This window comes from Alkalihalobacillus sp. CinArs1 (assembly GCF_947387515.1).
GTDB lineage: Bacteria > Bacillota > Bacilli > Bacillales > Guptibacillaceae > Guptibacillus.
Genome location: NZ_CANDOB010000005.1, coordinates 25,933 through 51,023 on the forward strand (window position 1 = coordinate 25,933; position 25,091 = coordinate 51,023).

The 25,091-nt window shown below is 39.9% G+C and carries 31 protein-coding genes; 14 read left to right on the forward strand and 17 right to left on the reverse strand.

Annotated elements, in window-relative coordinates:
- Positions 1-27: 27 nt before the first annotated feature.
- Positions 28-297 carry a YfhJ family protein gene (locus PFZ69_RS18755; RefSeq protein WP_270182636.1) on the reverse strand — a complete coding sequence of 90 codons (270 nt, stop codon included), beginning with the start codon at positions 295-297 and terminating at the stop codon, positions 28-30.
- Positions 298-434: 137 nt separating this feature from the next.
- On the opposite strand from PFZ69_RS18755, the gene sspK reads away from it, so the two are divergent.
- Complete coding sequence (gene sspK / locus PFZ69_RS18760; RefSeq protein WP_270182637.1) at positions 435-590, forward strand: small, acid-soluble spore protein K; 156 nt, start codon at positions 435-437, stop codon at positions 588-590.
- 28 nt (positions 591-618) lie between these two features.
- On the forward strand, positions 619-777 hold the full coding sequence (locus PFZ69_RS18765; RefSeq protein ID WP_224885074.1) for a YpzG family protein: 159 nt from the start codon (positions 619-621) through the stop codon (positions 775-777).
- 22 nt (positions 778-799) lie between these two features.
- Here PFZ69_RS18765 and PFZ69_RS18770 read toward each other — a convergent pair whose 3' ends face one another.
- Entirely contained in the window at positions 800-1,120 is a 321-nt protein-coding gene (locus tag PFZ69_RS18770; protein WP_270182638.1) for a YfhH family protein, read from the reverse strand.
- A gap of 98 nt (positions 1,121-1,218) precedes the next feature.
- Between PFZ69_RS18770 and PFZ69_RS18775 the strand changes: the two genes are divergently transcribed.
- Entirely contained in the window at positions 1,219-1,890 is a 672-nt protein-coding gene (locus PFZ69_RS18775; protein ID WP_270182639.1) for an SDR family NAD(P)-dependent oxidoreductase, read from the forward strand.
- Here the strand turns inward: PFZ69_RS18775 and recX are convergent.
- Positions 1,877-2,683, reverse strand: a complete 807-nt coding sequence (recX, locus tag PFZ69_RS18780; RefSeq protein WP_270182640.1) for a recombination regulator RecX — start codon at positions 2,681-2,683, stop codon at positions 1,877-1,879. The genes PFZ69_RS18775 and recX overlap by 14 nt on opposite strands.
- Before the next feature lie 135 nt (positions 2,684-2,818).
- Here recX and PFZ69_RS18785 point away from each other — a divergent pair, with 135 nt between their 5' ends.
- From PFZ69_RS18785 to PFZ69_RS18805, 5 genes are all read left to right on the forward strand, one after another.
- Positions 2,819-3,721, forward strand: coding sequence for a TIGR01777 family oxidoreductase (locus PFZ69_RS18785; RefSeq protein ID WP_270182641.1), 903 nt, complete (start codon positions 2,819-2,821; stop codon positions 3,719-3,721).
- A gap of 103 nt (positions 3,722-3,824) precedes the next feature.
- The gene (locus PFZ69_RS18790; protein WP_442865221.1) at positions 3,825-4,946 is read left to right on the forward strand and encodes an amidohydrolase; all 1,122 of its coding nucleotides are present in this window, start codon (positions 3,825-3,827) and stop codon (positions 4,944-4,946) included.
- A gap of 216 nt (positions 4,947-5,162) precedes the next feature.
- Positions 5,163-5,717 carry a GNAT family N-acetyltransferase gene (locus tag PFZ69_RS18795; protein WP_270182642.1) on the forward strand — a complete coding sequence of 185 codons (555 nt, stop codon included), beginning with the start codon at positions 5,163-5,165 and terminating at the stop codon, positions 5,715-5,717.
- 84 nt (positions 5,718-5,801) lie between these two features.
- Positions 5,802-5,918, forward strand: coding sequence for a YfhE family protein (locus PFZ69_RS18800; protein ID WP_270182643.1), 117 nt, complete (start codon positions 5,802-5,804; stop codon positions 5,916-5,918).
- Positions 5,919-6,002: 84 nt separating this feature from the next.
- Positions 6,003-6,170 carry a hypothetical protein gene (locus PFZ69_RS18805; protein WP_270182644.1) on the forward strand — a complete coding sequence of 56 codons (168 nt, stop codon included), beginning with the start codon at positions 6,003-6,005 and terminating at the stop codon, positions 6,168-6,170.
- Positions 6,171-6,468: 298 nt separating this feature from the next.
- Here the strand turns inward: PFZ69_RS18805 and rlmD are convergent, their stop codons facing one another.
- From rlmD to PFZ69_RS18830, 5 genes are all read right to left on the reverse strand, one after another.
- A complete protein-coding gene (gene rlmD, locus PFZ69_RS18810) occupies positions 6,469-7,854 on the reverse strand; it encodes a 23S rRNA (uracil(1939)-C(5))-methyltransferase RlmD (protein ID WP_270182645.1) in 1,386 nt (461 codons plus the stop codon).
- 18 nt (positions 7,855-7,872) lie between these two features.
- Positions 7,873-8,736 carry a DNA-3-methyladenine glycosylase family protein gene (locus PFZ69_RS18815; RefSeq protein ID WP_270182646.1) on the reverse strand — a complete coding sequence of 288 codons (864 nt, stop codon included), beginning with the start codon at positions 8,734-8,736 and terminating at the stop codon, positions 7,873-7,875.
- Between the two features lie 98 nt (positions 8,737-8,834).
- Positions 8,835-9,623: a delta-lactam-biosynthetic de-N-acetylase gene (gene pdaA, locus PFZ69_RS18820; protein ID WP_270182647.1), complete on the reverse strand. Its 789-nt coding sequence runs from the start codon at positions 9,621-9,623 to the stop codon at positions 8,835-8,837.
- Between the two features lie 82 nt (positions 9,624-9,705).
- Positions 9,706-10,500, reverse strand: coding sequence for a YfkD famly protein (locus PFZ69_RS18825; protein ID WP_270182648.1), 795 nt, complete (start codon positions 10,498-10,500; stop codon positions 9,706-9,708).
- Between the two features lie 146 nt (positions 10,501-10,646).
- The gene (locus PFZ69_RS18830) at positions 10,647-11,996 is read right to left on the reverse strand and encodes an MATE family efflux transporter (protein ID WP_270182649.1); all 1,350 of its coding nucleotides are present in this window, start codon (positions 11,994-11,996) and stop codon (positions 10,647-10,649) included.
- Between the two features lie 172 nt (positions 11,997-12,168).
- Here PFZ69_RS18830 and PFZ69_RS18835 point away from each other — a divergent pair, with 172 nt between their 5' ends.
- Positions 12,169-12,591, forward strand: a complete 423-nt coding sequence (locus PFZ69_RS18835; RefSeq protein ID WP_270182746.1) for a pyridoxamine 5'-phosphate oxidase family protein — start codon at positions 12,169-12,171, stop codon at positions 12,589-12,591.
- Positions 12,592-12,619: 28 nt separating this feature from the next.
- Here PFZ69_RS18835 and PFZ69_RS18840 read toward each other — a convergent pair whose 3' ends face one another.
- Positions 12,620-13,006 carry an OsmC family protein gene (locus tag PFZ69_RS18840; RefSeq protein ID WP_270182747.1) on the reverse strand — a complete coding sequence of 129 codons (387 nt, stop codon included), beginning with the start codon at positions 13,004-13,006 and terminating at the stop codon, positions 12,620-12,622.
- Positions 13,007-13,139: 133 nt separating this feature from the next.
- Between PFZ69_RS18840 and PFZ69_RS18845 the strand changes: the two genes are divergently transcribed.
- Positions 13,140-14,312 (forward strand): MFS transporter, encoded by a 1,173-nt coding sequence (locus PFZ69_RS18845; RefSeq protein WP_270182748.1) that lies wholly within the window; start codon positions 13,140-13,142, stop codon positions 14,310-14,312.
- A gap of 141 nt (positions 14,313-14,453) precedes the next feature.
- Positions 14,454-14,912 carry a TlpA disulfide reductase family protein gene (locus tag PFZ69_RS18850; RefSeq protein ID WP_270182650.1) on the forward strand — a complete coding sequence of 153 codons (459 nt, stop codon included), beginning with the start codon at positions 14,454-14,456 and terminating at the stop codon, positions 14,910-14,912.
- 33 nt (positions 14,913-14,945) lie between these two features.
- Here the strand turns inward: PFZ69_RS18850 and PFZ69_RS18855 are convergent, their stop codons facing one another.
- A complete protein-coding gene (locus PFZ69_RS18855) occupies positions 14,946-15,407 on the reverse strand; it encodes a VanZ family protein (protein ID WP_270182651.1) in 462 nt (153 codons plus the stop codon).
- A 101-nt stretch (positions 15,408-15,508) separates the two neighbouring features.
- On the opposite strand from PFZ69_RS18855, the gene PFZ69_RS18860 reads away from it, so the two are divergent.
- On the forward strand, positions 15,509-16,681 hold the full coding sequence (locus PFZ69_RS18860; protein WP_270182652.1) for a class I SAM-dependent methyltransferase: 1,173 nt from the start codon (positions 15,509-15,511) through the stop codon (positions 16,679-16,681).
- 37 nt (positions 16,682-16,718) lie between these two features.
- Here PFZ69_RS18860 and PFZ69_RS18865 read toward each other — a convergent pair whose 3' ends face one another.
- Positions 16,719-17,516, reverse strand: coding sequence for a VLRF1 family aeRF1-type release factor (locus tag PFZ69_RS18865; protein ID WP_270182653.1), 798 nt, complete (start codon positions 17,514-17,516; stop codon positions 16,719-16,721).
- A gap of 298 nt (positions 17,517-17,814) precedes the next feature.
- Between PFZ69_RS18865 and PFZ69_RS18870 the strand changes: the two genes are divergently transcribed.
- Positions 17,815-19,728 (forward strand): heavy metal translocating P-type ATPase, encoded by a 1,914-nt coding sequence (locus PFZ69_RS18870; protein ID WP_442865222.1) that lies wholly within the window; start codon positions 17,815-17,817, stop codon positions 19,726-19,728.
- Positions 19,729-19,764: 36 nt separating this feature from the next.
- Here PFZ69_RS18870 and PFZ69_RS18875 read toward each other — a convergent pair whose 3' ends face one another.
- The 6 genes from PFZ69_RS18875 to PFZ69_RS18900 form a co-directional block, all read right to left on the reverse strand.
- Positions 19,765-20,595, reverse strand: a complete 831-nt coding sequence (locus tag PFZ69_RS18875; protein ID WP_270182655.1) for a YihY/virulence factor BrkB family protein — start codon at positions 20,593-20,595, stop codon at positions 19,765-19,767.
- Between the two features lie 18 nt (positions 20,596-20,613).
- Positions 20,614-21,015 (reverse strand): YtxH domain-containing protein, encoded by a 402-nt coding sequence (locus PFZ69_RS18880; RefSeq protein ID WP_270182656.1) that lies wholly within the window; start codon positions 21,013-21,015, stop codon positions 20,614-20,616.
- 65 nt (positions 21,016-21,080) lie between these two features.
- Entirely contained in the window at positions 21,081-21,944 is an 864-nt protein-coding gene (locus tag PFZ69_RS18885; protein WP_270182657.1) for a fructosamine kinase family protein, read from the reverse strand.
- A complete protein-coding gene (locus tag PFZ69_RS18890; protein WP_270182658.1) occupies positions 21,941-22,411 on the reverse strand; it encodes a low molecular weight protein-tyrosine-phosphatase in 471 nt (156 codons plus the stop codon). Before PFZ69_RS18890 ends, PFZ69_RS18885 begins: the two co-directional genes overlap by 4 nt.
- 2 nt (positions 22,412-22,413) lie before the next feature.
- Entirely contained in the window at positions 22,414-22,815 is a 402-nt protein-coding gene (locus PFZ69_RS18895) for a secondary thiamine-phosphate synthase enzyme YjbQ (protein WP_270182659.1), read from the reverse strand.
- Positions 22,816-22,845: 30 nt separating this feature from the next.
- Positions 22,846-24,060: an EAL domain-containing protein gene (locus PFZ69_RS18900; RefSeq protein WP_270182660.1), complete on the reverse strand. Its 1,215-nt coding sequence runs from the start codon at positions 24,058-24,060 to the stop codon at positions 22,846-22,848.
- 237 nt (positions 24,061-24,297) lie between these two features.
- Here PFZ69_RS18900 and PFZ69_RS18905 point away from each other — a divergent pair, with 237 nt between their 5' ends.
- Positions 24,298-25,086: a PAS domain-containing protein gene (locus tag PFZ69_RS18905; RefSeq protein ID WP_270182661.1), complete on the forward strand. Its 789-nt coding sequence runs from the start codon at positions 24,298-24,300 to the stop codon at positions 25,084-25,086.
- Positions 25,087-25,091: the final 5 nt, after the last annotated feature.

Genomic DNA, 25,091 nt, shown 5'->3' on the forward strand with positions numbered 1-25,091 from the left:
TGATATGTCAGCCGGTTTCTTTATCGTTTAATGCTTAATGCTTCGATCGTCATCAAAATACCCTTTATATTTCGGATTATTTTCCATGAAATCGTGTAAAACTGGACCGTAATAGTCGATCCATTGTTGAACGATCTTTTCTGTAACGTCTACGCCTTTATACTCTCTTCCAGCTTTTGCTCTGGATGATTCGAAATCTTCCCAGAGTAGTTCAACCATCGTTCTGGCCTGACCATATGACAACTGGTCATTCTTTTCAAGTAAGTTATGAGCAAGCCTTTCAAATAAATCTTCCATAAGGCATCCTCCTTTCATGTTGTCTTCCAACGGTTTCCGTTCATTCTGTATCTTTTCTTCACATAACGCCTGTTAGCTAATCACATACTAACATTGTGCCTGTTTAGACAAAAACTGTCGAAAAGGGAGGCGATGAAATGCGTAAGAAGGTCTCTAAATATCCAGATCTTAAATTCTCAGGCGAACCTCGCGCGAAGGAAGAATTTTCTTCAAAACGCGCGGACGGAACGACAAACACGCAACCTCAGGAACGCATGAAAGCTTCTAACCAAACTAACAATCGACATGGTTAATTCTCACATACGATAGGAGGCGCAAACAATGGGTAAAGACAATCGTGATAGGCTACATCCGAAATATAAAGATCCATTTCAATCACCCAGTGCTAATCCGAAGCATGCTCACCACCAGGTGAATGGAGAAACTCAGCAGGCATATAATGATATCGTTTTGCAGATTCAAACCCGCAAACGTTCTTAAAAAAGCTTAAGCAAGAGCAGCGTTATTGCTGCTCTTTCTCAATTAACATTGAAATCGGAAATGCTTCTATAGTTTCGCTTCCTTTACGAAAACCCCATGCGAACGTTCCGTTCATGTAATCGATAACGAACGAGGAACCTGGGTCACCTTCTAGTTCATATGTTTTTCCGGGAGTAAAATCGTCCGGGTTTAATAAATAAGACTTCGCAAGAGCGATTCTTCGTTCATGTACTGCAAACTCATTTACCATACCCATTTGCTCAGCTCTTCTAGCTTTCTCACTGAGCTGTGCGATTGAAGTTCGTAATTCTTCTTTATTCATTTCACTGAACCGTTTATCCATGACAACCTCCATAAAACTGTTCCTAATGTCTTCAGTATAGTTCATTTCACAATGTATGACAAAAATATGCTACGCTTTCAAAATAGGAGGTATGTAATATGAAAAGTATTGTAATCACTGGTGGAGGATCAGGTCTCGGAGCTGAGCTTGCCAAAAGGTGGGCAAGTTTAGATAAGCACGTTATTTTGGTTGGTCGCACGAAAGAAAAACTTGAGACTATTTGCACTGAGATCCAAGAACAGGGTGGATCCTGTTCATCATATACGTGTGACATTTCAAACTACACAGACGCTAAAGAACTGTATACGAAAATCACCAATGATGGTCATACCATCGAGATGCTTGTAAACAATGCTGGGGCAGGAGCATTTGGCTCCCTAGAGGACATAGAAGAAGAAGCGATACATAGCGTCATCGACACGAATGTAAAAGGGGCCATTTTTCTAACTAAAATCTTTCTTCCTGTTTTAAAACAAGCAGAAGGACGAATCATGAACATTATTTCAACAGCAGGTTTAAAAGGGAAAAAACATGAAACGGTTTATGTGGCATCCAAATATGCGGTAAGAGGATTTACTGAGAGTCTCTGGAAGGAACTAGAGGGAACCGGGGTAAGTGCAACTGCAGTGTACATGGGAGGTATGGACACTCCGTTCTGGCACTCCACAGATCACATTAAAGATACTTCCAGATTGAAATCCCCAGCAGAAAAAGCAAAGCAAATTATCGATCAAGATGAAGGACAACAAGAAATTTTCATTGATCGATAAATTCTTCTAAATAGTGATTGATCAATGAAAACGGAAAGCCTTTACGGTATAAAAATTGTTTCATTTTATATTTGTACTCTTTACTATCCAATTTTGAGAAACGGCGTTCGGCTTTTTGTGCTTGAAGCAGGAGTGCTTCCCACTCCTCTTCATGATTTTTATGATCGATCTCATTCATGACTTCTTGAATGATTTCTCTTTCAAAGCCTTTACTCGTAAGCGCCTGTCCAAGCTTTTGTTTCAGTTCAGTCGATGAGACGTTTTTAAGCTTCTTCACTTTTTTCAAAGCAAACTCTTCGGCACGTTCAAATTGACGTTCATATGGATATTCTTCAAGAGCCTTTTCGATCGTATCTTGTGAAACGCCTTTTTGAATCAACTCTTGATGGATGATGTAGGGTCCTTTCCCCCCTGCGTTCACCTTCGTTCTAACAAAAGCGCGTGCAAATTCAAGATCATTCACATATCCATAGCGCTTTAATTTACTAATGATAGAAGAGAAAGCTGCCTCCTCGATCTCTTTCGTTGCGAGGTGATCTATAATTTCTTTCTCAGATCGCATTCGATAAGACAAATAATGAAGCGCCAAGTTGAAACCTTTTTTTATGTGGTCTTCAAACTGTATCTCATCTAGAGTTTCCTGATTTAGTTCGATTCCTTTTCTAAGACCGAACCGAATCAGCACATCCTGATCCACACCGAACCCAAATTCTTCTCCATTCCCTTCATCTATAAAAATCGAAAACCGTTCACTGTTGTTCTTTTGTGTTGTGATACGTGTAATTTTAACCAATACGCTCACCTCTCTCATCACATTGTATCATTTTCAAAAAAATAGTATGAACCTAGAGCATTGGATTAAAGGATTCTCTTTACGGGTAAAGAAATAATTACTATAAGAAATGGATTAACTAGGAGGAACCACGTTATGAACATAGCGATTGCTGGTGGTACTGGTTTCGTTGGGAATGCTCTCACTGAATCATTCGTTAATGATGGACACCACGTCTACATCTTAACTCGAAACCCAAACAACAAACCTGCCCAAACAGGTGTAACGTATGTTAAATGGCTCAAAGATGATGCAGAACCAGAGAAAGATCTACAAAATCTGAATGCCATTATCAACCTTGCAGGAGAATCGATCAATAGCGGCCGATGGACGGAAGACAAGAAAGAAAGAATATTGAACAGCCGTATCTCCGCAACTCGAGAGATCGTTTCGATTATAGAAAAACTTGACCATAAACCACGTGTACTCGTTAATGCATCTGCCACAGGATTCTATGGCTCTTCTCTCGACAAGTCCTTTACGGAGAACGACACGAACCCGGGGTCTGATTTTCTTGCTGATGTGACATATAAATGGGAAAAAGAAGCGATGCGTGCCCAAAATTACGGTGTACGCACAGTGCTGACTAGATTTGGGCTCATCTTAGGTGAAGAAGGCGCACTCCCTCTTATGGTACTGCCTTATAAATTCTATATGGGCGGCAAGCTCGGAGATGGAAGACAGTGGTATTCTTGGGTTCATATTAAAGACGTGGTCGGTATGATACGATTTGCTGTCGATCATGATTCTGTTCAAGGACCACTGAACGTGACAGCACCAGAACCAAAACGAATGAACGAATTTGGTAGAACGTTAGCAGAAGTACTGAATAAACCTCACTGGATTCCTGTTCCTGAAGCACCTGTGCAGCTCGCTCTTGGCGAAAAGAGCGGCGTTGTTCTGAAGGGACAATGTGTATTGCCTCAAAAAGCGAAGGAACTCGGCTATCCTTTCCGATATTTAAAACTTAAAGATGCTCTTGAGAATCTGCTGGCTTAATTCCAGCAGATTTTTTTCAAACTCGTATTAATTCATGTTTTTCATACCTATAATATAGTAGCTACTCTTTCTTTGTACCTAACTTGAAATAAGGTGATAAATCATGACAATTTTAATTAAGAACGCCCGTGTATACCCGATAAGCAGCGCGATTTTAGATCAAGCAGATGTTCTAGTACGAGACGGCTTGATCGAGAGAGTCGCCACTTCAATTGAAGAAAAACCTGACATGACGGTCGTAGATGGAAGTGGAGCGCATCTTCTTCCCGGATTGATCGATGCGCATACGCATGTAGGTCTATATGATGAGGGAACAGGTTGGGCAGGTAACGATGCCAACGAAACAGTAGAAGCACTCACCCCTCATGTTCGTGCCCTAGATGGGGTCAATCCTCTTGATCTTGCATTCAAGGACGCCATTTCATTTGGAGTAACTTCTGTGCAAGTGATGCCAGGTAGTTCGAATATTATCGGAGGCACTACCACAGTCTTAAAGACATATGGAAAGAATGTTGAGAAAATGATCGTTCGAAAAACGGCAGGGCTTAAGGTTGCATTAGGTGAAAACCCAAAAAGGGTTCATAGTCAATCAAACAACGAGTCCATTACAAGAATGGGAATTACCGGACTGTTGCGCGAAGCATTTTACAACGCCAGCAAATCTCAGCCCTCAGAGCACCCTAGAGTCGCTCCGATCATCGCAGCCTTAAAAAGAGAGATACCTGTACGAATCCATGCTCATCGAGCAGATGATATTTTAACAGCACTACGTTTTGCAAGAGAATTTAATTTAGATGTACGAATCGAACATTGTACTGAAGGACATCTAATCGCAGATGAACTAAGCGGACAGAACCTTCGGGTCACCGTTGGACCCTCAATGACGAGACGTTCTAAGATTGAACTCAAAAACAAGACCTGGGCTACTTATGGCATTCTAAATAATCACGGTATTGAAGTTTCGATCACTACCGATCATCCGTATGTTCCGATTCAATACTTGAATATATGTGCGGCCCTTGCAGTAAGAGAAGGTTTAAGTGAAGAAAAAGCACTAGAGGGAATTACGCTAAATCCTGCAAAGAGCCTAGGCGTAGAGGAGCGTATCGGTAGTATCGAAGAAGGGAAAGATGCTGATTTAGTCTTATGGTCCCACCACCCATTCCACTTTGAAGCACGTCCACATTGGACCATGATAAATGGAAAAATTATTCATAGAAATTAGTGATATTTACAGTATCATTTTCTTAACAAATCGAGTATGATACTTTTGAAGCCAAAATAAACTAAATACAACTTCATAATTTGAAATGGGAAGGCAATTGGTGCGCCACCAGCAAAGTGACTGGTCCTAGTGGGTTCGATTCCCACCCCGAATAATAATTCAACATACTATTATTCGAGGGTGGGGTGAAATCTGCCCTCGACAGGAGGGAAACTCATGATTAAAAATCGTGACCTGTCGGAATGTCATGTTCTCTTTGACTTGATGGTTGACCCAGCTGTCTTCCCATTCGTACGTCATAAAGCAAATTCATATGAAGAATACTTGTTTTTAACAAAACAAACGATAGAAGCTGAAGAACAAGGCGAGCTCATCTCAAGAACAATCCTTGATGAATGGGGAGCACCGATCGGTACTATTAATTTGTTCGATATTCAAAATCAAGCAGGCTTTCTAGGCACATGGATTGGAACGCCTTATCATGGAAAAGGCTATAATCAAATCGCAAAAGACGCGTTTTTTAAAGAACTTTTTTACGAAAAGCAAATTCAAACCATTTTTCTTCGAATCAATCGAGACAATGTTCGCTCGCAGAAAGCTGCTGAAAAAATCCCTTACGTTGAACTGGCGAACGAGAAATGGCCAGGTGTCTATCAGCAAATCAACAGTGGTGAAAAATCGTATCACCTTTATGAGATCGAAAGAGATAATTATTTATTGCATACAATGCGTGATCGTACAGAGACAATTGAAGTTCAGCTAGAAGCTTAGTTCCTTTTTAGGAACTTTTTTTGTTTTAGATCGTTTTTTACATGGCAATGCTAATACCATCCTAAAGAAAAGGGTGATGTGAGCTTGGATAAGAAAAAAGGAAGAGAAAACAAAGAATCAAAAATGTCTCTTACAAAAACACAAGATGTATTGTTTGGAAAAGCATTTAAAAGAGCAGACCGAGCTGGTCAAAAACCGTAATCGATGAATAAGATTCACTGTTTTAAACCATTATAATGAGTGGAGAAACCCTTCTCCAAACTTACTAACAGGAGCTGATTTCAAATGGCAAAACGTCCAAACAAGGAAAACAAGCAACAGCGTCAAGCTCAGAACAACCCTGCACAAGCTCAAAACCAAGATGCAGAATTCGCTAACGAATTCGCTGCTGATCAAAAAGCAGCTGAAAGAGCTAGACAAGCTAACCAACGCGAAAAAAGAGACCAGCAGTAATTGATAAAAGGGACCTCAACAGGTCCCTTTTCTCTTTGTGGAAACAACTTATCAACAGGTTGTTAACAATGTGTATAAGTTCCACCATCATCTAGTGTGCTCAATAAAATTTATAAACAATTTACATTGTGGATGAACACCGGTTCGCTTGTGGATAATGTGTATAAATATGTGTATAACGCATGAAATAACCTTTTGTGATGTGCATAACTCTGTGGAAAGTGTTGATTACTCATAGAAGGTATCATAAGCAAAATGAAAACGATTCCGCTAAAGAAAGGGAATCGTTCTACTAAATTTATTTCTTACTTTTTTCGAAAACTGCGACAACTTCTACGTGTGCGGTATGTGAAAACATATCGACAGGTTGCAACTTGCCTACTTCATATCCCCTCTTTTGAAGGAAATCGGCATTTTTAGCTAATGTGGATGGATTACAAGACACATAAACGATTCGTTCAGGTTTTGCTTTCACCATTGTGGATAACAGTTTATCGTCACAGCCAGTACGAGGCGGATCGACAACGATCACATCTGGCTTGAATCCACCTTTGATCCATCTAGGCACAAGATCTTCTGCTTTACCCACATCGTACTTCATTTTATTCGCAAAACCATGCTTCTTCGCATTCTCCCTTGCATCATCAATCGATTCTTTGATGACGTCCATCCCTCTTACTTCCTTTGCTTCATCCACAAGCCACAAACCAATCGTGCCTACACCACAATATGCATCGATGACATTTTCACGTCCTGATAGCTTTGCTGCTTTTTTTACTTCATCGTACAATTTCACGGTTTGAATGGGATTTAATTGAAAGAATGCTCGTGCAGATAGTTCAAAGTTTAAATCCCCTAATGATTCCTGTATCACTTCTTCACCATCAAGAAGATTTGTATCATCTCCAAAAATAAGAGACGTCTTCTTGCCATTCACATTTTGCATGATCGAGACAATATCCGGCAGTCTCTTTTTGATTTCCTTAACGAGTAAGGACTGTCTTGGGATCTTTTCTTCAGACGTAACGAGAACAAGCTGTACTTGTCCTGTTTGGAATCCTACCCTTGTTACAATCGTCCGTACAAGTCCTTTTTTGCCATTATAGATGGAGATATTTAGATCTTCTAAAACCTTCACAACCTGTTTTGTCACACGATTCGTTTCTGGGTGTTGCACGAGGCAGTTCGTTAATTCGACTAGCTCATGAGACCCAGCGCCATAGAGGCCAGCGATGACTTTCCCTTTTTGTTTTCTAACTTGAAGCTGACTTTTATTTCTGTAGTTCCATGGATCTTCCATCCCAATGACTGGGTTAACAGTTAGTTTTGAGTTGTTTTTCGAATAGCGCTCAAACGCTTGAACAACAACGTCTCTCTTCTCTTTCAATTGGCCGCTATAACTTAAATGCTGAAGCTGGCATCCACCACATTCTTCATAAACGGGACAAGGGGCCGCGACACGCTCAGGAGACTTTTTCCTTAAGCGTTTGATTCTTGCCTCAGCACGATTAGGAAAAACGCGTGTGATTTCAGCAGTGATCTCTTCATTCGGAAGAGCACCGGGAACAAATACCACCGTTCGCTTAAAAAAGCCAATTCCTTCTCCATTAATTCCTAATCGTTTTATTGTAAGAGGAACAGTTTGCCCTTTTGTAAGAGCTGTCCCTTCTGTTTTATTCTTCAATCGAACCTCTCCTTATATCTATCCGCTCAAACTCTCCCATAAGTACATCGAAACATAGCTCGAGTATGGGGACCATCTCTTATTATACTCATAAAGCTCTTCTTTTGAAGGCTTTGTATCTAGATCAAATAGCTTCTTCATGGCATTCTGGATACCGACATCACCAGCTGGCAGAACATCTTTTCTCCCTAGTCCAAATAAAAGGACGCATTCGATCGTCCATGGACCAACACCTCTAAGAGGCAATAATGTCTCATACACTTCTTGGTTCGTAAGTTCATTCAACCGATGGAGATCTAGGGTTCCATCCTGAATGTTCTTTGCGATACCGATCAGATATTCTGCTTTTCTATTACTGAACTGGAGCTCTCGCAATTCTTCTACTCGAAGTTTACTAACGACATCAGGAGTAGGATAAAACCAAGCCCCATCTTTTTGTTCTCCATATTTTGTTACAAACCGATAGGTGAGCGTGTATGCAAATTTCATATTTAACTGTTGATGAACAATATTTTTCATGAGGGCACTGTAAGCATCTGGCTCACAAATGATCGGCATCCCTACATATTTTTCTACAAGACCCTGTAGTTCCGTGCCTTCAAAGTGCCTCTTGATTCTTTCTGTGTCCATGTTCAGATCAAACATCTCGGTTACTTTTCTTATTGATACTGGTTTAAGATCCTCTATTTCCCCACTAATGTGAAAGGAAGGATCGAGTTCATCTCCAACAGCTTTTATCGTGAGTACCTCTTTTGTTCGATCGATTGTAATTGGTACCTTAATCTCATTCGAATTAATCGCTTGAAGCGGATCCATGCGTAGCCGACCGAACAACCGATCAATAGCATATGGAGCTTCTGGACGTACGACTTCTGACCACATGAAATTCCTCCAGTCTTTTATTAGCTTCATTATCGCAGACAAAAGGAATCAATACCACCTACCAAGATAAAACAAAAAAAGCTACCCTACTGGCAGCTTTAAGGTGCTAATAAGCTAGGTAGTGTCCGTTTAAACACTAATTCATCCAAGCTCTTAAAGGTATAGCCTTCTTTCTTAAGATCTTTAATCACACTCTCTAACGCTTCTGCATTGTCTTTTGAAACAGAATGGAGGAGAAGAATGGCTCCAGGGTGTACTTGCTTCATGATGGAATCATACGCATATTGACTACCCTTTTGCCTGTTTGTTTCCCAGTCTTTATAGGCAAGTGACCAAAAAACATTGATATAACCTTCATCACGAGAAATAGCGAGTGACCTTTCGCTAAAAACACCACGTGGTGGTCTTAAATAAAGCATCGTTTTATCTCCGGTGATGCGCGTGTATTCTTCCTTCACTCGCTTCAGTTCTTTCTTTACTCGCTCATCAGGGATCTTCGTCATGTCTGGATGATTCCATGAGTGATTCCCGACAATGTGCCCTTCTTTCACCATTCGTTTAATAAGATCGGGTTGATCTTCTAAATAGTATCCTGTTACGAAAAAAGCAGCAGGGACTTTTTCTCTCTTCAATACATCCAGCACTTGAATGGTATAGCCATTCTCATAGCCATTATCAAATGTAACGTAAAGCTCTTTCTTGTCTGTATCCCCGATAAAGTACCCTCCATACTTTTTCAGCATCTGTTCGAACTCAGGTTCAGTTGTTGCTGGAGCATGGTCTTTACTTTTCTTAAAGTACCAGTCATGTGATTGATTATCGATTGCTGATGCTTCTGAAGAAATGAAGACAAACACAAGTGCTAATATAGCCGCAATAGTTTTCATGTTACCCTCCTTTTGTGCGCTTTTCTATAGTTTGCTTGGACATCACGATTCTATTCTGTAAAAAAACCAGCATTTCTGCTGGTTATTTTTGCGTATTAAACTCAAAGCTTAAATAATCTTGAACCGGAATCCATGCCCCGATCCCTTGCTGGGTTACGTTCCTTACCTCAATGCCTTTCTCACTACCTTTTAGTACAAGGTACACTTCTCCATACGTTACTTTTCCTTTTTCGTTTACAGCAGGCACATAACTCGAGAGCGTACCGTAATGGAGAGGAGCTATGTTATAAACGTTTGTTTTCCTCGTACCTTTTCCAATGATAGTTTGAAAAGCGAGAGAAAGCTTGGTTTTTTCTGATGCCTTCATGAGCATCATTTTTTTAACATCATCACTGGACGGGATCGATGCCGTTAACCCTCCACTCACACTCTTCTCCTCTTCTTGACGATACGACATTTTTGCGGTGCCTTTTCCACCTCTATTGTCGTAGCGGTTAACGTTCGCTTGCTTGTACTGCCAATTAACATTTGTTTCTTGTGAATCATACATCAAAGGCCATTTCCCTAAATAAATACTTGCACGATACCCGATCGCGACTTTGGACGGAGAGATATGTGAATCATTTAGAATTTGAATAAGCTGAGGGTTCTCGATTTTGATATCAGTGGAATCAATTAACTCTCTTGTCAGCTCACTCGGTTGAAGTGTTGGTTGATCTTGTGTCGGATTTGGATAAGTGTTTTCTTTAGAGATATTCACTACCGAATCCGGTATTTGAATCGCATGTTTTTTAGAAACTTGTGTCGCTTCCTTCGCCATCGCATTCATTGGTAAGATGACTGTAAGAAGGATAATCATAAGAGCTATTTTCTTCATTTCTAGATTCTCCTTTTATCTGTATCTTTTTATACAGCAGACTCTTATGAGTATTTTTTTCAAGTTGTTGTCCTTTTATCCAACATCACATAAATCTTCTCCCCCATACACTACCAAAAAAAGCCGCCGATGCTCGGCAGCTTACGTTACTTTTCAACTTCCTGTTCAAAAATCTCAATATCTCTCCACTTCCCGTACTTATAATACCCAATGGCAAAGATGCTCGATAAAACGAAGCTGATTCCGATGCCATAAGCGATCCCTTCTTCTCCAAGCCAATCAGATAATAGATAGGTTAACGGTACTCTTAAGATCCAGAACGATATGATGTTTAATACCAATACTTGGACCATCGCACCTGCAGCTTTTACTACCCCATTCAAAACGAAATTAATACCTAGAAACGGGTAAAAAAACGCAATCGTTTTTAAATATGTCGTTCCGAATGCGATCGTTTCTGCATCATTAATAAAGAGTGAGACAAGGGTTTCTGCACTAAAGAAGATGATTGCACTAATCGTAAACGAGACACTTAGAATAAGGATGATACCATTTCTTGCTATTTCAGAAACACGATCCCACAACCCTGAACCAATGTTCTGACCAGCCATACTGTTAACGGCTGCTCCAAGTGTAAACGCAGGAAGCATGATTACCCTGTCTAATCTTTGTGCTGCTCCAAACCCAGCTACAACTTGAGTACCGAAACTTGCAACGATTGCCATTATGGCGGTTACTCCCGCTGAGATCGTCATCATTTGCAGACCTGCAGGCACACCAAGCTTCGTGATTCGCTTCGTCTCTTTACCATCAGGCCAATGCGGCACTGTAAAAGGCACTTTGGATTTCCAAACTGAATAGATCACACCATAAAGGAATGCTGCTCCTTGAGCAATGATGGTTGCATATGCAGCACCTTCGATCCCCCAGTCAAAATAATAAATAAACAAAGGGTCTAATCCCGCGTTTAAAATGACAGCAGCAAGTACAAATCGAATTGGCGTCTTACTATCTCCTAATGCTCGAAGCACTGTCCCAATAAAATTGTATCCAAATAAAAAAAGTATCCCTAAGAAGTTGATACGCAAATACAGCTTCGTCGTCTCAAATATATCCTCAGGAGTTCCTAAGAATGTTAATATCGCGTCTGTAAATATAAAACCAATGATTCCAAACGTCACAGATAACACTGTGAGAACAACTACAAAAGCATTTAATGATTCGATTAACCCTTCGTCGTCACCTGATCCTTTTCTTTGAGATAACACAGTAAGCGTTGCACTGTTAACACCGATAATAAAAGATAAAACGGTAAAGATTACAGGAGCTGCGAGTGAGATTGCTCCAAGCGCATCTGAACCGAGTAAATTCCCAACCCAGAGACTATCAATAAATTGGTAGGATGTTTGTAGCATGTTGGTAAAAAATATGGGGAGCGAGAAAAAAATCATCTGTTTCGTGATGTTCCCCTGAGTAAAATCATAGGTGTTATTCATTTTTATTACCTTCTTTGATTTGAATTAAGTCTCTTTATGGTATACCCCTGGAGCGTCATTGAAAAACAGAATGGCACACTTTGCAAATAATGGCATATTATCTTGTTTTAGAATTGCTCAATAAAGGAAGATTAAGATTAGCGTTGATATTGAAAGGAGAATGATGATGACGATGACTCAAACAGAATTGAAGGACAAAGTGTTAGAAATTCTAGAATCTCACCATGTAGGCACACTCAGTACGATAAAGGATAACAAACCCCACTCTCGCTTCATGACATTCTTTAATGACGATCTTACATTGATGACTCCGACAAGCAAAGAAACACATAAAGTAGAAGATATTGAAGAAAACCATAATGTACATGTATTACTTGGATATGACGGTGAAGGTTGGCATGACCGTTATGTAGAAATTCAAGGAACCGTTAAGATCGATGACTCAAAAGAAACAAAGGAAAAAATCTGGGGAGATACGCTTAAAAGATGGTTTGATTCTCCCGAAGACCCTAACTACATCGTGTTAAGAATTACTCCAGAAACCATTCGTCTTATGAATGAAGGAGAAAATACGCCAGAGACGCTAGAGCTATAACAATAAAAGTGACACCAGAAACCTGGTGTCACTTCTTAATTTCAAATGTCTCTTCAAGCTCGATGCTATCGATTACGGATTGAGCCATCGAACAATGTTTTTTCGTTAATTCAAGAGCTTTTTCAACCTTTTGCTCATCAAGATCTCCTTCTAACGTGAAATGAAGGTGAATCTTCTCTACTCGGTTCGCTTTTTCTTCATTACGCGTAACATCAGCACTGATGTGGATATCTTCATATTTCATGCGTTTTTTATCTAAAATTTGACGAAGCACTCCACCACTACATACTGCGATCGAAGAAACGAGAAGTTGATATGGTCTAAAACCGGACTGCTCATCACCAGAAATATGTAATGTTCCGTATTCGAAGTCCGCTGTAAAACCAGTCTCTTCTTTTTTCATATTGAATTCCATCTTTTCCACTCCCTTTGCGTTCAATATCTTTATTTTAAATGAGAGTCCGCCGAAATGCGAATGGTGGTTCTTTTCTGCCTTATCCATTATAATGGCACTCATATGATCGTCTTGACGGAGTGTGAAGAAGTTGATGAATCAATACCGGTACAGATTTTTAATATTGATTACAATCGTTTTTATATCTGGCTATTCTCAAGGCATGCTTTTACCGCTCTTATCGATTTTACTTGAAGAAGCTGGCGTTTCATCGAGCATGAACGGTCTAAATGCATCAGCCCTCTATATAGGAATACTTTTTGCCTCACCTTTTATCGAAAAACCGGTTAGGAAATATGGATATAAGCCAGCCACCTCGTTCGGATTAGTGTTAGTAGCAATTTCTATCACCCTTATCCCGATCTGGCAAGCCTTCTGGTTTTGGTTTATCCTTCGAGTGATTGTTGGCATAGGAGACAACCTCCTACATTTCGCTACTCAGCTATGGATTACAACGAGCACTCCAAAAGAAAAGCGCGGAAGAAACATCGCGATTTATGGCTCTTCGTTTGGGCTTGGCTTTGCTGCTGGCCCGCTTTCAACAAGGTTAGTCGATCTATCGATTTACCTTCCGTTCTTACTTGCATCAGGGCTTGCACTCTTAACCTGGGGACTGTTAATTAGAATACGTAACGAATTTCCAGATTCCATCGATACGGGTTCAGATCGGGTTCTGATAAAGTATTGGAATGTCCTGAAAATTGGATGGGCAGCTTTACTCCCTTCATTCGGATACGGATTTTTAGAAGCGTCCTTGCATGGAAACTTTCCGGTATATGCGTTACGTATTGGACTTGATGTTAATGCAGTCTCCATCCTTCTTCCTTCGTTTGTTGTGGGAAGCTTAGTTTTTCAAATGCCGCTCGGAATATTAAGTGATAAATATGGACGAAAAAACGTTCTGTTAATAAGTATCTTCTGTGGATGGCTCTGTCTATCTGGTGCGATTTTCACAACGTCACTATCGATGCTATTCATCTTACTATTCATCTCTGGGATGACGGTTGGATCGCTTTTTTCACTGAGCATCACGTACTTAGCCGACCTCCTCCCTACTGACCTCTTACCAACTGGCAATATTTTAGCTGGTATTTTCTTTGGAGTCGGTAGTATCCTCGGTCCTTTTCTCGGTGGGATGTTTATCGACCTTTTGGAAAAGGGAAGTATCTTCTATGTGATCAGCGGAATGCTAATCGTCTTATTCTTAGGAATTGCACTTCATACGACTACTCAACAAAACGAACCGCGTTATTCGACTAATTTATGAGTAAACTGAAACTTTTAAAGCCACTTTAATAGTATATAGAAAGCGTCGTTATTGACTTATCATATGAATATACTATAATGATAATTGTGATTAACTAATAATTATTATAAACAAATTACAATAAAAGGAGTCGATCCCCTTATGAAACTACGCGAAGAAATGCCAGAACTTGAAGGTGCTAAAACCTGGTTTAATGGAGAAGTTTCCAAAAGTGATTTAGTAGGAGACAAGCCTCTAACCCTCATCCATTTCTGGTCCATCAGCTGTGGGCTATGTAAAGAAGCGATGCCAATGGTGAATGAATTCCGTGATGAATATGCAGAAGACATGAACGTTATTGCTGTTCATATGCCTCGTTCTGAAAAAGACCTTGATCTAGATGAAATCAAACAGGTGGCTGATCAGCACGATATCTCTCAACCAATCTTTGTCGATAGTGATCATAAATTAACAGATGCTTTTGATAATCAATATGTACCTGCATACTATGTGTTTGATTCAGAAGGTAAACTCCGTCATTTCCAAGCTGGAGGCGAAGGACGCAAAATGCTAACGAAGCGTATCACGAAGCTTCTAGACAAAGCGAAAAAAGCAGAATAAATGACGAAAGGCAGCTTACAATAAGCTGCCTTTTTATTTTCTCTTTAATTTTTTGTAGAAAAAGAAACATATCTTGTATACGCCATACCCTACTACAGCACCGAAACCATTCAATAAAATATCATCGATATCGAATATTCGTTGCGCAGCAAGGTATTGAAGCAGTTCGATACTCGTACTGATCAATAACCCGATTAACGTTATGACAATAACGGACCTACACTTTCGGTGCACAAGAGGCACGAGAAAGCCCAGTGGCATAAAGAGTAGAACGTTTCCTATTATGTTCTTAATGATCAGCCAGTAACTCCCACTCTCCCACATCAACTTAATGCTATCGAACAATACAAGATTGACGGATTTTCCATATGGATAGTAATTGTAAATAAATAGAGTCGTGTAAAAGAGAGTGAGCAAATAGATAAAGAGTGCGAACGTTCCGCCCCTTCTCATCCACTTGTTATCTGTTTGAATGTCTTCGTTTTTGGTTTGCATAATTCCTATATCTCTCCCTATCCTCCATATGCTTACGAGCGACCGTTATGCTATAGTATTCTATACAAACTAAGTTCATGTAACTAAATTGAGGTGGTAAGATGCCCAACACATTAACAAGCACAGTGCTTACCCTATCATCAGCACTAGACGATCAAGCAATTCCCTATTTCTATATAAACCAAACCGCTTTATGGCTGCAAGGTGTATTAGATGATTGTAATTCTATAACTGTTTCGGTACAGTGGGACAATTTTGAGTCCGTAATTTCTTATTTCAATAACCATTATGGGCAAGCTACACCGAAACATACGGATGAAAAGTCCATGGCGACTTACGAAATAGATGGGAATCCAGTAACCATCGAATGTGAATATAACACGGTTATCCGAACGAATCCCTATTTAATAGATGTTCCTCTAAATAACAGAACGGTTCCCGCTCTATCCCTTTATCACTATCAACGCTCCGTAGAATGGGCACCGCTGATCAACGATCATCTAAGAAAGGTACAACAGAGAATAACGGAACAAAACGAGCAAGCCTGGAACCAGCAAAACTACGAAGCCTTACTAAATAGGCATGGAACTCCCGAGCAGGTAGCAGACAAACTCAAGGCAAATCCTAATGGAAAACTAAGATCTCTCCTTCCTTACTTGCCAGATCTAAAGGGGAAACGTATTGCTAACCTGATGGGCTCTCATGGAATGAAAGCAACTGCCATGGGTTTATTAGGTGCAGATGTCACAGTGATCGACTTCTCTTATGAAAATGAGCGCTACGCAAAAGAACTTGCAGATGCAGCCTCGGTTGATCTGACCTATTACCTTTCAGATATTTTAAGATTAGGGACCGAGCATCATAGCAAATACGATATCGTGGTTATGGAACTTGGTATCCTTCACTACTTCCTGGATCTACATCCACTATTTCGAATCGTACATCACATTCTCAAACCTGGAGGTCAATTTATTCTTCAAGAGTTTCACCCGATCTCAACTAAATTGATTACATCGAAGGGTAAAAAGCATAAAGTAGATGGGAACTACTTTGATCCAACGATTCAAGAAACGAATGTTGCTTACAAAAAGCACTTGAACGAACAACAAAATACCAACGCCGTTCTTCAAAGAAAGTGGACGCTTGGAGAAGTGCTAACGAGTATTGCAGATGAAGACCTCATCATAAAACAAGTCGTAGAAGAACCTAATATCAAGGTCAACGATCGTGGTATCCCTAAGCTTTTCACTGTAAAAGCAGAACGGTTAAATTAGAAAAAGCACCTTCAGAGGTGCTTTTTCTTACGTCTTATTACGAAACGAGCGATTCTAGTACTTCGTCATCTCGTTTATCGGAGAAGTTCTTGCCTACAATTTCCGTTTGTTTATTCATCAGATTAGCTAGTTCTTCTGCTTCCTCTTTTTCACCAGCTACAAAAATCTTTTGCCACTCGCGCTTTTTGGACTTTTTATCTAGTTTGGATGCCATCGATTTGTACCATCTTTCTCGATTGGCTTTAATTCTGTCTTCATATAGCTCTCTTTGTGCAGTACTTCCGTTACCAGGCGTGTTCTCGCTTCCAGTCGTACCTTCATAAATTCTCCAATTATCTTCATCCGGGTCCCACGCGTATTCCTCACTCTTCGTTAAGAAACCAAGTTCCGTTTCTAAAATACGTACATAATCATAATGCACAAGAATGATTCCAGTGTTTGGATAATCATTACTTAATTGTTCGAGTTGGTCAAGCTGTGGTTCTTCTTCCCAATAAAGATTCGTCTTAACCGGTACCTGAGTACGTTCAACGAACCAGATTTGATCATCAGATGAAGCGATGATCACGAGACCCCGTTTTAAATCATTTTCAATCGAATTGATTTCATCCTGTACTTTTTGTTTTACCTTTTCAAAGTTCTCTTGCTCATCTTTATTGCCACTTTCTTTTAAGTAATCTTCAAAGTTTCGGAAACCATTCTTTAATTGAATCTTCCACTCACCATGTTGACGGTCTGGATCACGTCGGTCTGTATTTAAGTATAGAGTAAACACCTTATCTGGCTTTTGTACTTGAGCTCGTTTAATTTGATCTAGTTTTTCAGTTAATAGCATGTCATCGTGTCCTCCTTCACTTTTTGTTACTTATAAAATGGATTCCCTGTTTTTTGTAAGGATTAAACATAAAAATATGTAGCATATTTCATTTCTTTATGATAGTAACGATGAAGACTTTGTGATAGAATAAAATCATTAAAAGATAATAATAATTCTAATTTAATGAAATGCATTCTCATTTAGAAGTTATGAAAACCGTCTTTTCGGGCTTCAAACGATCTTTCTTAGCATGAAATGAGACCTATAAGAACGCTGAGTATGAATATCTTTCTCAATTAGAAATTAACAAGGAGGAATGATGATGCAACAGTTGAATGTTCAAAACAGTACTTATACCACTCAAACTTCCTTTTGGCGGAATTCTTTCAAACGACATAGCGAGTTACTTGCTGCCTTGGTAAGTGGCTTGATCATTGCTTTCACGTGGTTGATGGAGGGCGAATTTTCTTCATCCATAGAAGCTGGGCTTTATATAACTGCTTTTATTATTGGGGGATTCGCGAAAGCAAAAGAAGGCATTGAGGATTCGCTAGAAGATAAAGATGTGAACGTGGAATTATTAATGATTATTGCTGCAATTGGTGCCGGCTCCATTGGATATTGGACAGAAGGGGCCATTCTAATCTTTATCTTTGCAGTCAGTGGTGCACTTGAAACATATACGTTAAATAAGAGTGAACGGGAACTTCAGTCACTAATGGACATACAACCCGAAACAGCTACCATCGTAGAGGATGGAATCGAGAAAGTTGTTCAAGCTTCGGAGCTAACGATCGATAGTACAATACTAATTAAACCAGGCGAACGCGTTCCTGCTGACGGAGTGATCTTGAAAGGTCAAACGTCACTCGATCAATCAGCAATTACTGGTGAATCTATTCCAGTGATCAAGCGGATCGATGATGAAGTGTTTGCTGGTACGCTTAATATATCCGGCCATCTAACGATTCGAATGACGAAACGGAACGAAGATACCGTTTTCCAAAAAATTATCGCTCTCGTTCAAGAAGCACAAGATCAAAAAGCTCCTTCACAATTGTTCATCGAACGATTAGAAGGCTGGTACGTTAAGATCGTATTACTTACGGGAGCTCTTCTTATGGTTCTCCCCCATTACCTCGTTGGGTGGACGTGGGAAGAAACGATCTATAGAGCGATGGTTTTTCTAGTTGTAGCTTCCCCGTGTGCGCTCGTTGCTTCAATTATGCCGGCTACGCTGTCAGCTATTTCAGCTGGAGCAAGGAACGGGATATTGTTTAAAGGTGGCATACATCTCGAACAGCTTAGTACCGTTCGAGCTGTTGCACTTGATAAAACCGGTACTCTAACTCAGGGAAATCCAGAAGTAACAGATGTAATTACAAGGGAAGACATCGAAGAAGACAAATTGATCCGAAACGTCGCTTCGATTGAGAGACAATCAACGCATCCATTAGCGAAAGCGATCGTTCATTTTGCTGGGGAGACGAATTGGTTTTTACCAGACGAAATGGAAGACCATTCTGGATGGGGCGTTAAAGCAAAAATCTCTGGAGTACAGTGGAAAGTCGGTAAACGTGAATTTTTCTCAGATGCAATTGGTTTCGATCGTTTTGAACAACGTTACAAGCAACTTCAACAAGAAGGTAAGACGATCGTACTTGCAGCTGATGAAGCAGGTATTGCTGGAATGATCGCGCTAAAGGATCAAGTAAGAGCAGAATCCTCTAAGCTTGTGAGAGAATTAAAGAAACTAGGCATCGAACCTGTCATGATTACTGGAGACAGTGAAGAAACGGCTAGAGCGATCGCCAATGAAGTAGGAATTGAAAAATACTATGCAAACTGTTTACCTGAAGATAAAGTAACAAGGATCAAACAGTTAAAAGAAGAATGCGGCTCTGTTGGAATGATTGGAGACGGCATCAACGATGCACCAGCTCTTGCTACAGCTGATGTTGGAATCGCTATGGGTCAGGGGACTGATGTAGCATTAGACACAGCTGATGTTGTACTGATGAAGAACGACCTGTCTAAACTAACTCGTGCAGTAAGCTTATCAAATCGATTGAATGGTATCGTAAAACAAAATGTCACCTTTTCTATTGCAGTCATCCTCGTATTGATCTTATCTAACTTCTTCCAGTTCCTAACGCTGCCTCTAGGTGTGCTAGGTCATGAAGGAAGCACCATCCTCGTTATATTGAACGGCTTACGTTTATTAAAATAATAAGTAAAAACAGCAGTCACAGACTGCTGTTTTTATTTATGTAGACTTATTCCTCCTGAAGTAGTTGGAAGTGGCGTTTATTTCTCCTCCTACAACAATGACGAGGCCAGTTAAGTAAAACCATAGCATCAATGCGATTACGCCACCTAAACTACCGTAAGTTGCAGAGTAGTTCCCAAAGTTATTTATGTAATATGAAAAACCAAAAGAAACGGACTGCCATAACACCGAGGCTGTAATTGAACCTATGATCACATCTTTATAGTGCAAACGCTTATTAGGTGCGTAATAGTAAATAAACATGAAAACGATAATCATGATCGTGAGACTCAACAACCAGCGAATCAGTGAAAACATAAAGCTAAAGGTCTCTGGAATCATAAAGAAATCAACGAAAAATCGCCATAGCATTTCTCCAAAAACAGGCAATATCAATGCAACGACGATGACGAAGATCATTGCTAGTGACAATAAAATCGACAGCCCTCTTGCAAGAAGGAAATTTCTGCTTTCATCCACGTTATAAGCTCGGTTGAGTGACTTAATTATGGCATTGATGGCATTTGAAGCTGACCAAATCGTAGCGATGATTCCAAACGAAAGTAATCCCTTTCGTGCGCCGTCCTCAAGAATGAGATTTTCTTGTATTGTAATAAGAGACTCTGATGGAGCATATTGAGAAATCAGATCAAGAATTTGATCCTTAGAGAAATCAAAATGAGCCAGAAGGGTAATGGCGAAAATGAGGAAAGGAAAAAGCGACAGTAAGAAATAGTACGCGAGCTGCGCAGCTAAATCTGTCACCTGATGTTCCTTTATACTCGAGAAAAGCTGCTTACTAAAACTAACTAGAGATAAGTTCACCATATACCCTCCTGAAGTAATCTAGTGCGTGATCTCGCGGTTATGGTCTTTCGTTAATTCTTCACCTGCTTCTACAACCCTAGAACCAATTTCTTTAATATCTTTTTGCGTTTCTTTCACAATGTTAAGTGCTTCGACCGAGCTTTCTTTTAAACCGCTGAACTTCTTAGAAAGTGTCGTGATGTCATCCTGGACCTCTTTCATCAAATCACCAGCATCTTCAACCGTTTGTCTTACCTTATTCGAATAATAAGAAGGGTTGTTCTTAACTTCTCGAAGAACCTCTCCAGTACGCTTCGATCCTTCTTTGATCGATTGCCTTGTCCCTCGATCTAAAAGAGAAATAAGAGCCCCCGCTAGACCACCGATTAGGACAGCTTTAAAAAGTTTATTTTCACTCTTCTTCTGATATGTCTCATTCATTGAAAATTGCCTCCTTTAATTTCACAAAGTTGCGATTATTTTCCCTATAATAGGTGCGCTCAAACCTAACGAGCAGTGGTGTAGCGGCGAAGAATTCGGTCTACCGCACTTCCATAGCTTTCCCCAAATATCACAAGATGAACAAGAAGATAATAAAGCTGATAAATCGGAAAACGATCTTTGTATCCATCCTCTAATGGGTATTCTTCTTCATATCTTCTATAGAAAGCTTCTGAGTACCCTCCGAATAAATATGTAAATGCGATATCCACTTCCCGATCGCCATAGTATACCGCAGGATCTATCAAGACAGGTCCTTCTTTACTACTTATCCAGTTTCCTCCCCAAAGGTCACCATGCAGCAATGAGTTTTTTGGAGTATGGTTCAGGATAGAGTGAAGATTGTCTCTAAGCTTCGTCAGAAGTCGATTACGTTCTTTCGTGAGGACTCCTTTTTCTTCAGCTAAGGATTGTAAGAAGCCTATCCGTTGATCACGATAAAACTGTACCCAATCATTCCGTTCGTTTGTTTGTGGGAGTTCCCCTATAAAGTTATTATGTTCTAAACCCGCCTTTTTACTATAGTGGGTATGCATATTCGCAACGACACTACCTAGTTCTTTATCAGCTTCACCGCTTACAAAGGGAGGAATCCATTCTAATAAAAGGACGTTATTTCCTACTCCACCATCATGATGATAAAGAGGTTTAGGTACAGGGACCCCATTTTCTCCTAAAAGTGTAAGCCCATTTACTTCTGCCTGAAAAAACTCGTGACCAGCTGAAGGGTTGTACTTAACAAAATAGTCCCTTTCACTCGTTTTTGCATAAAACGTATGGTTGATGGAGCCACCTGTAACACGATCCCACTGATCGATCTTCCCATCATCTCCATAAGCTTGAAGGGCGGACCGCACTTGAGAAATCATAGCCCGCTTTCTTCTCTAATGTGTTGAAGTAACTGATCGCAGCCCTTTTCTACCATCTCATAAACCTCATCAAAATTACCTGTGAAATACGGATCAGGAACATCTTCAATTTCAAAATCTTCTACGTAGTCCATCAGCCTAGAGATTGAACTCGTATTCGTCAGACCCGCCAGTTTATGCAATTCACCTAAATTTCCTGCATCCATTGCGACGATATATTGGAATTCCTCTAGATCACTCTTTTTGACTTGACGTGCCTGCATCCCATCCATACGAATGTTCTTCTTATTTAAAAGGTCTGCAGTCCCTTCGTGCGGAGGCTCTCCGATGTGCCAATCACCAGTACCTGCCGAGTCGACGCTAATCATATCTGAAAGACCAGCATGTGCAACCTTATCTCGAAAGACCGCTTCAGCCATTGGAGATCTGCAAATATTACCGAGACAGACAAACAATACTCGAATCATACTTATCCCTCCATCGTTTTGATGTACACAGTTCGGTTTCGTGGGCCATCAAATTCACAAAAATAAATCCCCTGCCATGTACCAAGAATCATTTTTCCGTCTTGAATTAAAATCGTTTGTGAAGCTCCTACAGTACTCGTCTTCAAATGAGAAGCAGAATTTCCTTCTGCATGCCGATATTTCGGATGTTCCCATGGATATACTTCATCAAGCCTCATCAACATGTCATGTTTGACGTCAGGATCTGCATTTTCATTAATCGTTATTCCAGCCGTAGTGTGCGCTGAAAACACCACTACCATTCCATTTTTGATTCCTTCTTCTTCAATGGCGTTCTGTACAGTTGACGTAATATCGATCATTTCGTCTCGCTGTGTTGTGTTAACGGTCGTTTTCTTTAACATCTCTGAGCCCTCCTAGTGATTTTTAAAATCTCAATGATGGTCTCGATCGTACAAATACAAATAAGGAATATCAAGAAACAAATAATGCGTCTCGTTAATAGGGTACGAATATGTCCTTATCAATTCATTTGTTTCGATATCACTGTACATATCTGAGAGGTTCCCTATCCCTTCATGTTTCATTCTCATAATGTTTTCTAAGAAATACGGTCTCCAACTCCAGTTGTTCCCCACATACTCTGGTTGAAGTTCCCAGCTCCCATCATCGTTACGGTAGTAGTTCGAGGACACCTGATTCCCATCCTCATTGCATATATAACCTCTAAAGCAAGCGTCATTCAAGGATCTTGAAGCTTGTGAGACAATGTCATCCCAATCGTTTTGCTTCATCATCTTAACCTGTTTTTGTAGATGCTCATTAAACCTTTTGGATAAATGATAAAGCGATAGAAGCCGATTTTGTTCATGATTGATAAACTGATGAAACTCCTTAGAAAGCAGTGGTTTGAATTGATCTCTTTCTAAAAATTCTGGACCTGGTTCTTTAATGTAATCACCTTGATAATAGCGACCACCGTTTTCCCAAGCATACTTCATCTGACCATGTCCTTCGATTCCTTCAAACAGTAAGGTAGCACCAATTTTACGCCCAAGCATCGATAATGCGTAAAGCACATCTCGATATTCTTGAGGCATGCCTTTATCTTTAAGACTAAAAAGATTTACTTTAATAATATTTGGATTTAAAATCGCAATCTTTTCGATATTGCTCATCTTATTTCCAGAATGGCTAACAGCTATTTGCACGCCGAGACTTCTATAATAAGTTAGAAGATGTTGAAGCTTCTTTAAATCACTTTCATCCACATCATAATCAGACACCTCTAACGCGATTCGCTCATATGGAATTCCGAGATTAGCATATCCCTCTAATGATGACGTGATCGTCTCTCCTCGATCAAACAACAAATGACTGGCATTGCAGTTAAAAAACAAACATTCACCTGTCCCATAATTACTGTAATACTCGATCGCTAAATCTCGAACAATCGTATCGATTTCCAATATGTACTCTTCTGGTATCGAAGTATCTTCAAAGAAGAAACTAAGGTCTTCAGCACCTTTTTCTGTTTGGATTCTTCCCAATACTTCATATCCAATAATTTGTTTTTTATCAGCGCTGATGATCGGTTGAAAATATGGAAACACGTTCTCTTTATTGCCCATGACATCTAGTGCATCCACCGCTTATCCCCCTCTCCTATGTCGATTTAAATACTATTATTATAGCATGAACATCTAACTTTTTTAGAGGCTTGTCCCCTCCCAATTATGTCAGTTACTCTCTTAATTCTAAGCATAAATCCTATGAATAATTGGTTAATTATTGGTTTTTATGAGTTTGAGATTTATACTAGTAGTAACAATTAGTATAAAAGGTGATGATTTGAATGAGGGAAAGACAGACACGGGGCGAACAAAATGAGAGCTAATAAAGAACAAATCAAACGAATGAAGAAAAATGAATTCATCAGAACTGCGATTGAGTACGTCGATACAGGAGTCGTCATCACAGACCCTGAACTACCTGACAACCCCATCATATATACGAATAAAGGCTTTGAGCAATTGAGCGGATACACAGCAGAAGAGGTCATCGGGTTTAACTGCCGGTTCCTTCAGGGCGAAGACACGGACAGAACAGTATTAAATCAGATTAAGTCTGCCATTCAGAAGAAAGAAAAAATGAAAGTAGAAGTAAAAAACTATCGTAAAAACGGAGAACCATTTTGGAACGAGCTGCAAATTTTCCCCGTTTACATTGAAAGTGAAAAGCAGTCCTATTTTGTAGGTGTCCAACAGGACGTAACGAAACGTAAATATGCGGAAGAACGTTCCAATCATTATTTACAACAAGTAAAAGCACTATCTACTCCGATCGTTCCGATCGATAGAGGTGTTTCGATCGTACCACTAGTCGGTGAAATCGATGATGAGCGACTAGAGCTTCTGCATCACAACGTGAGTAGACACATTCAAAAAAGCGGTGATCAGTATTTGATCCTAGACCTTTCTGGAGTGAGTCACTTTACAACTCAACTTCACAACGGTATTTATCAACTCGATCAGCTCATCAAATTAATGGGAGCTACGCTAATGATGTCTGGGGTTCGGCCAGAATTTGTTCTTGAAAGTGTACGTTCGGATTTAACATTGTCATCGATTCAAAGCTTTCCATCTGTTAAACAAGCCTTGAAAACAATTCAATAAGAATA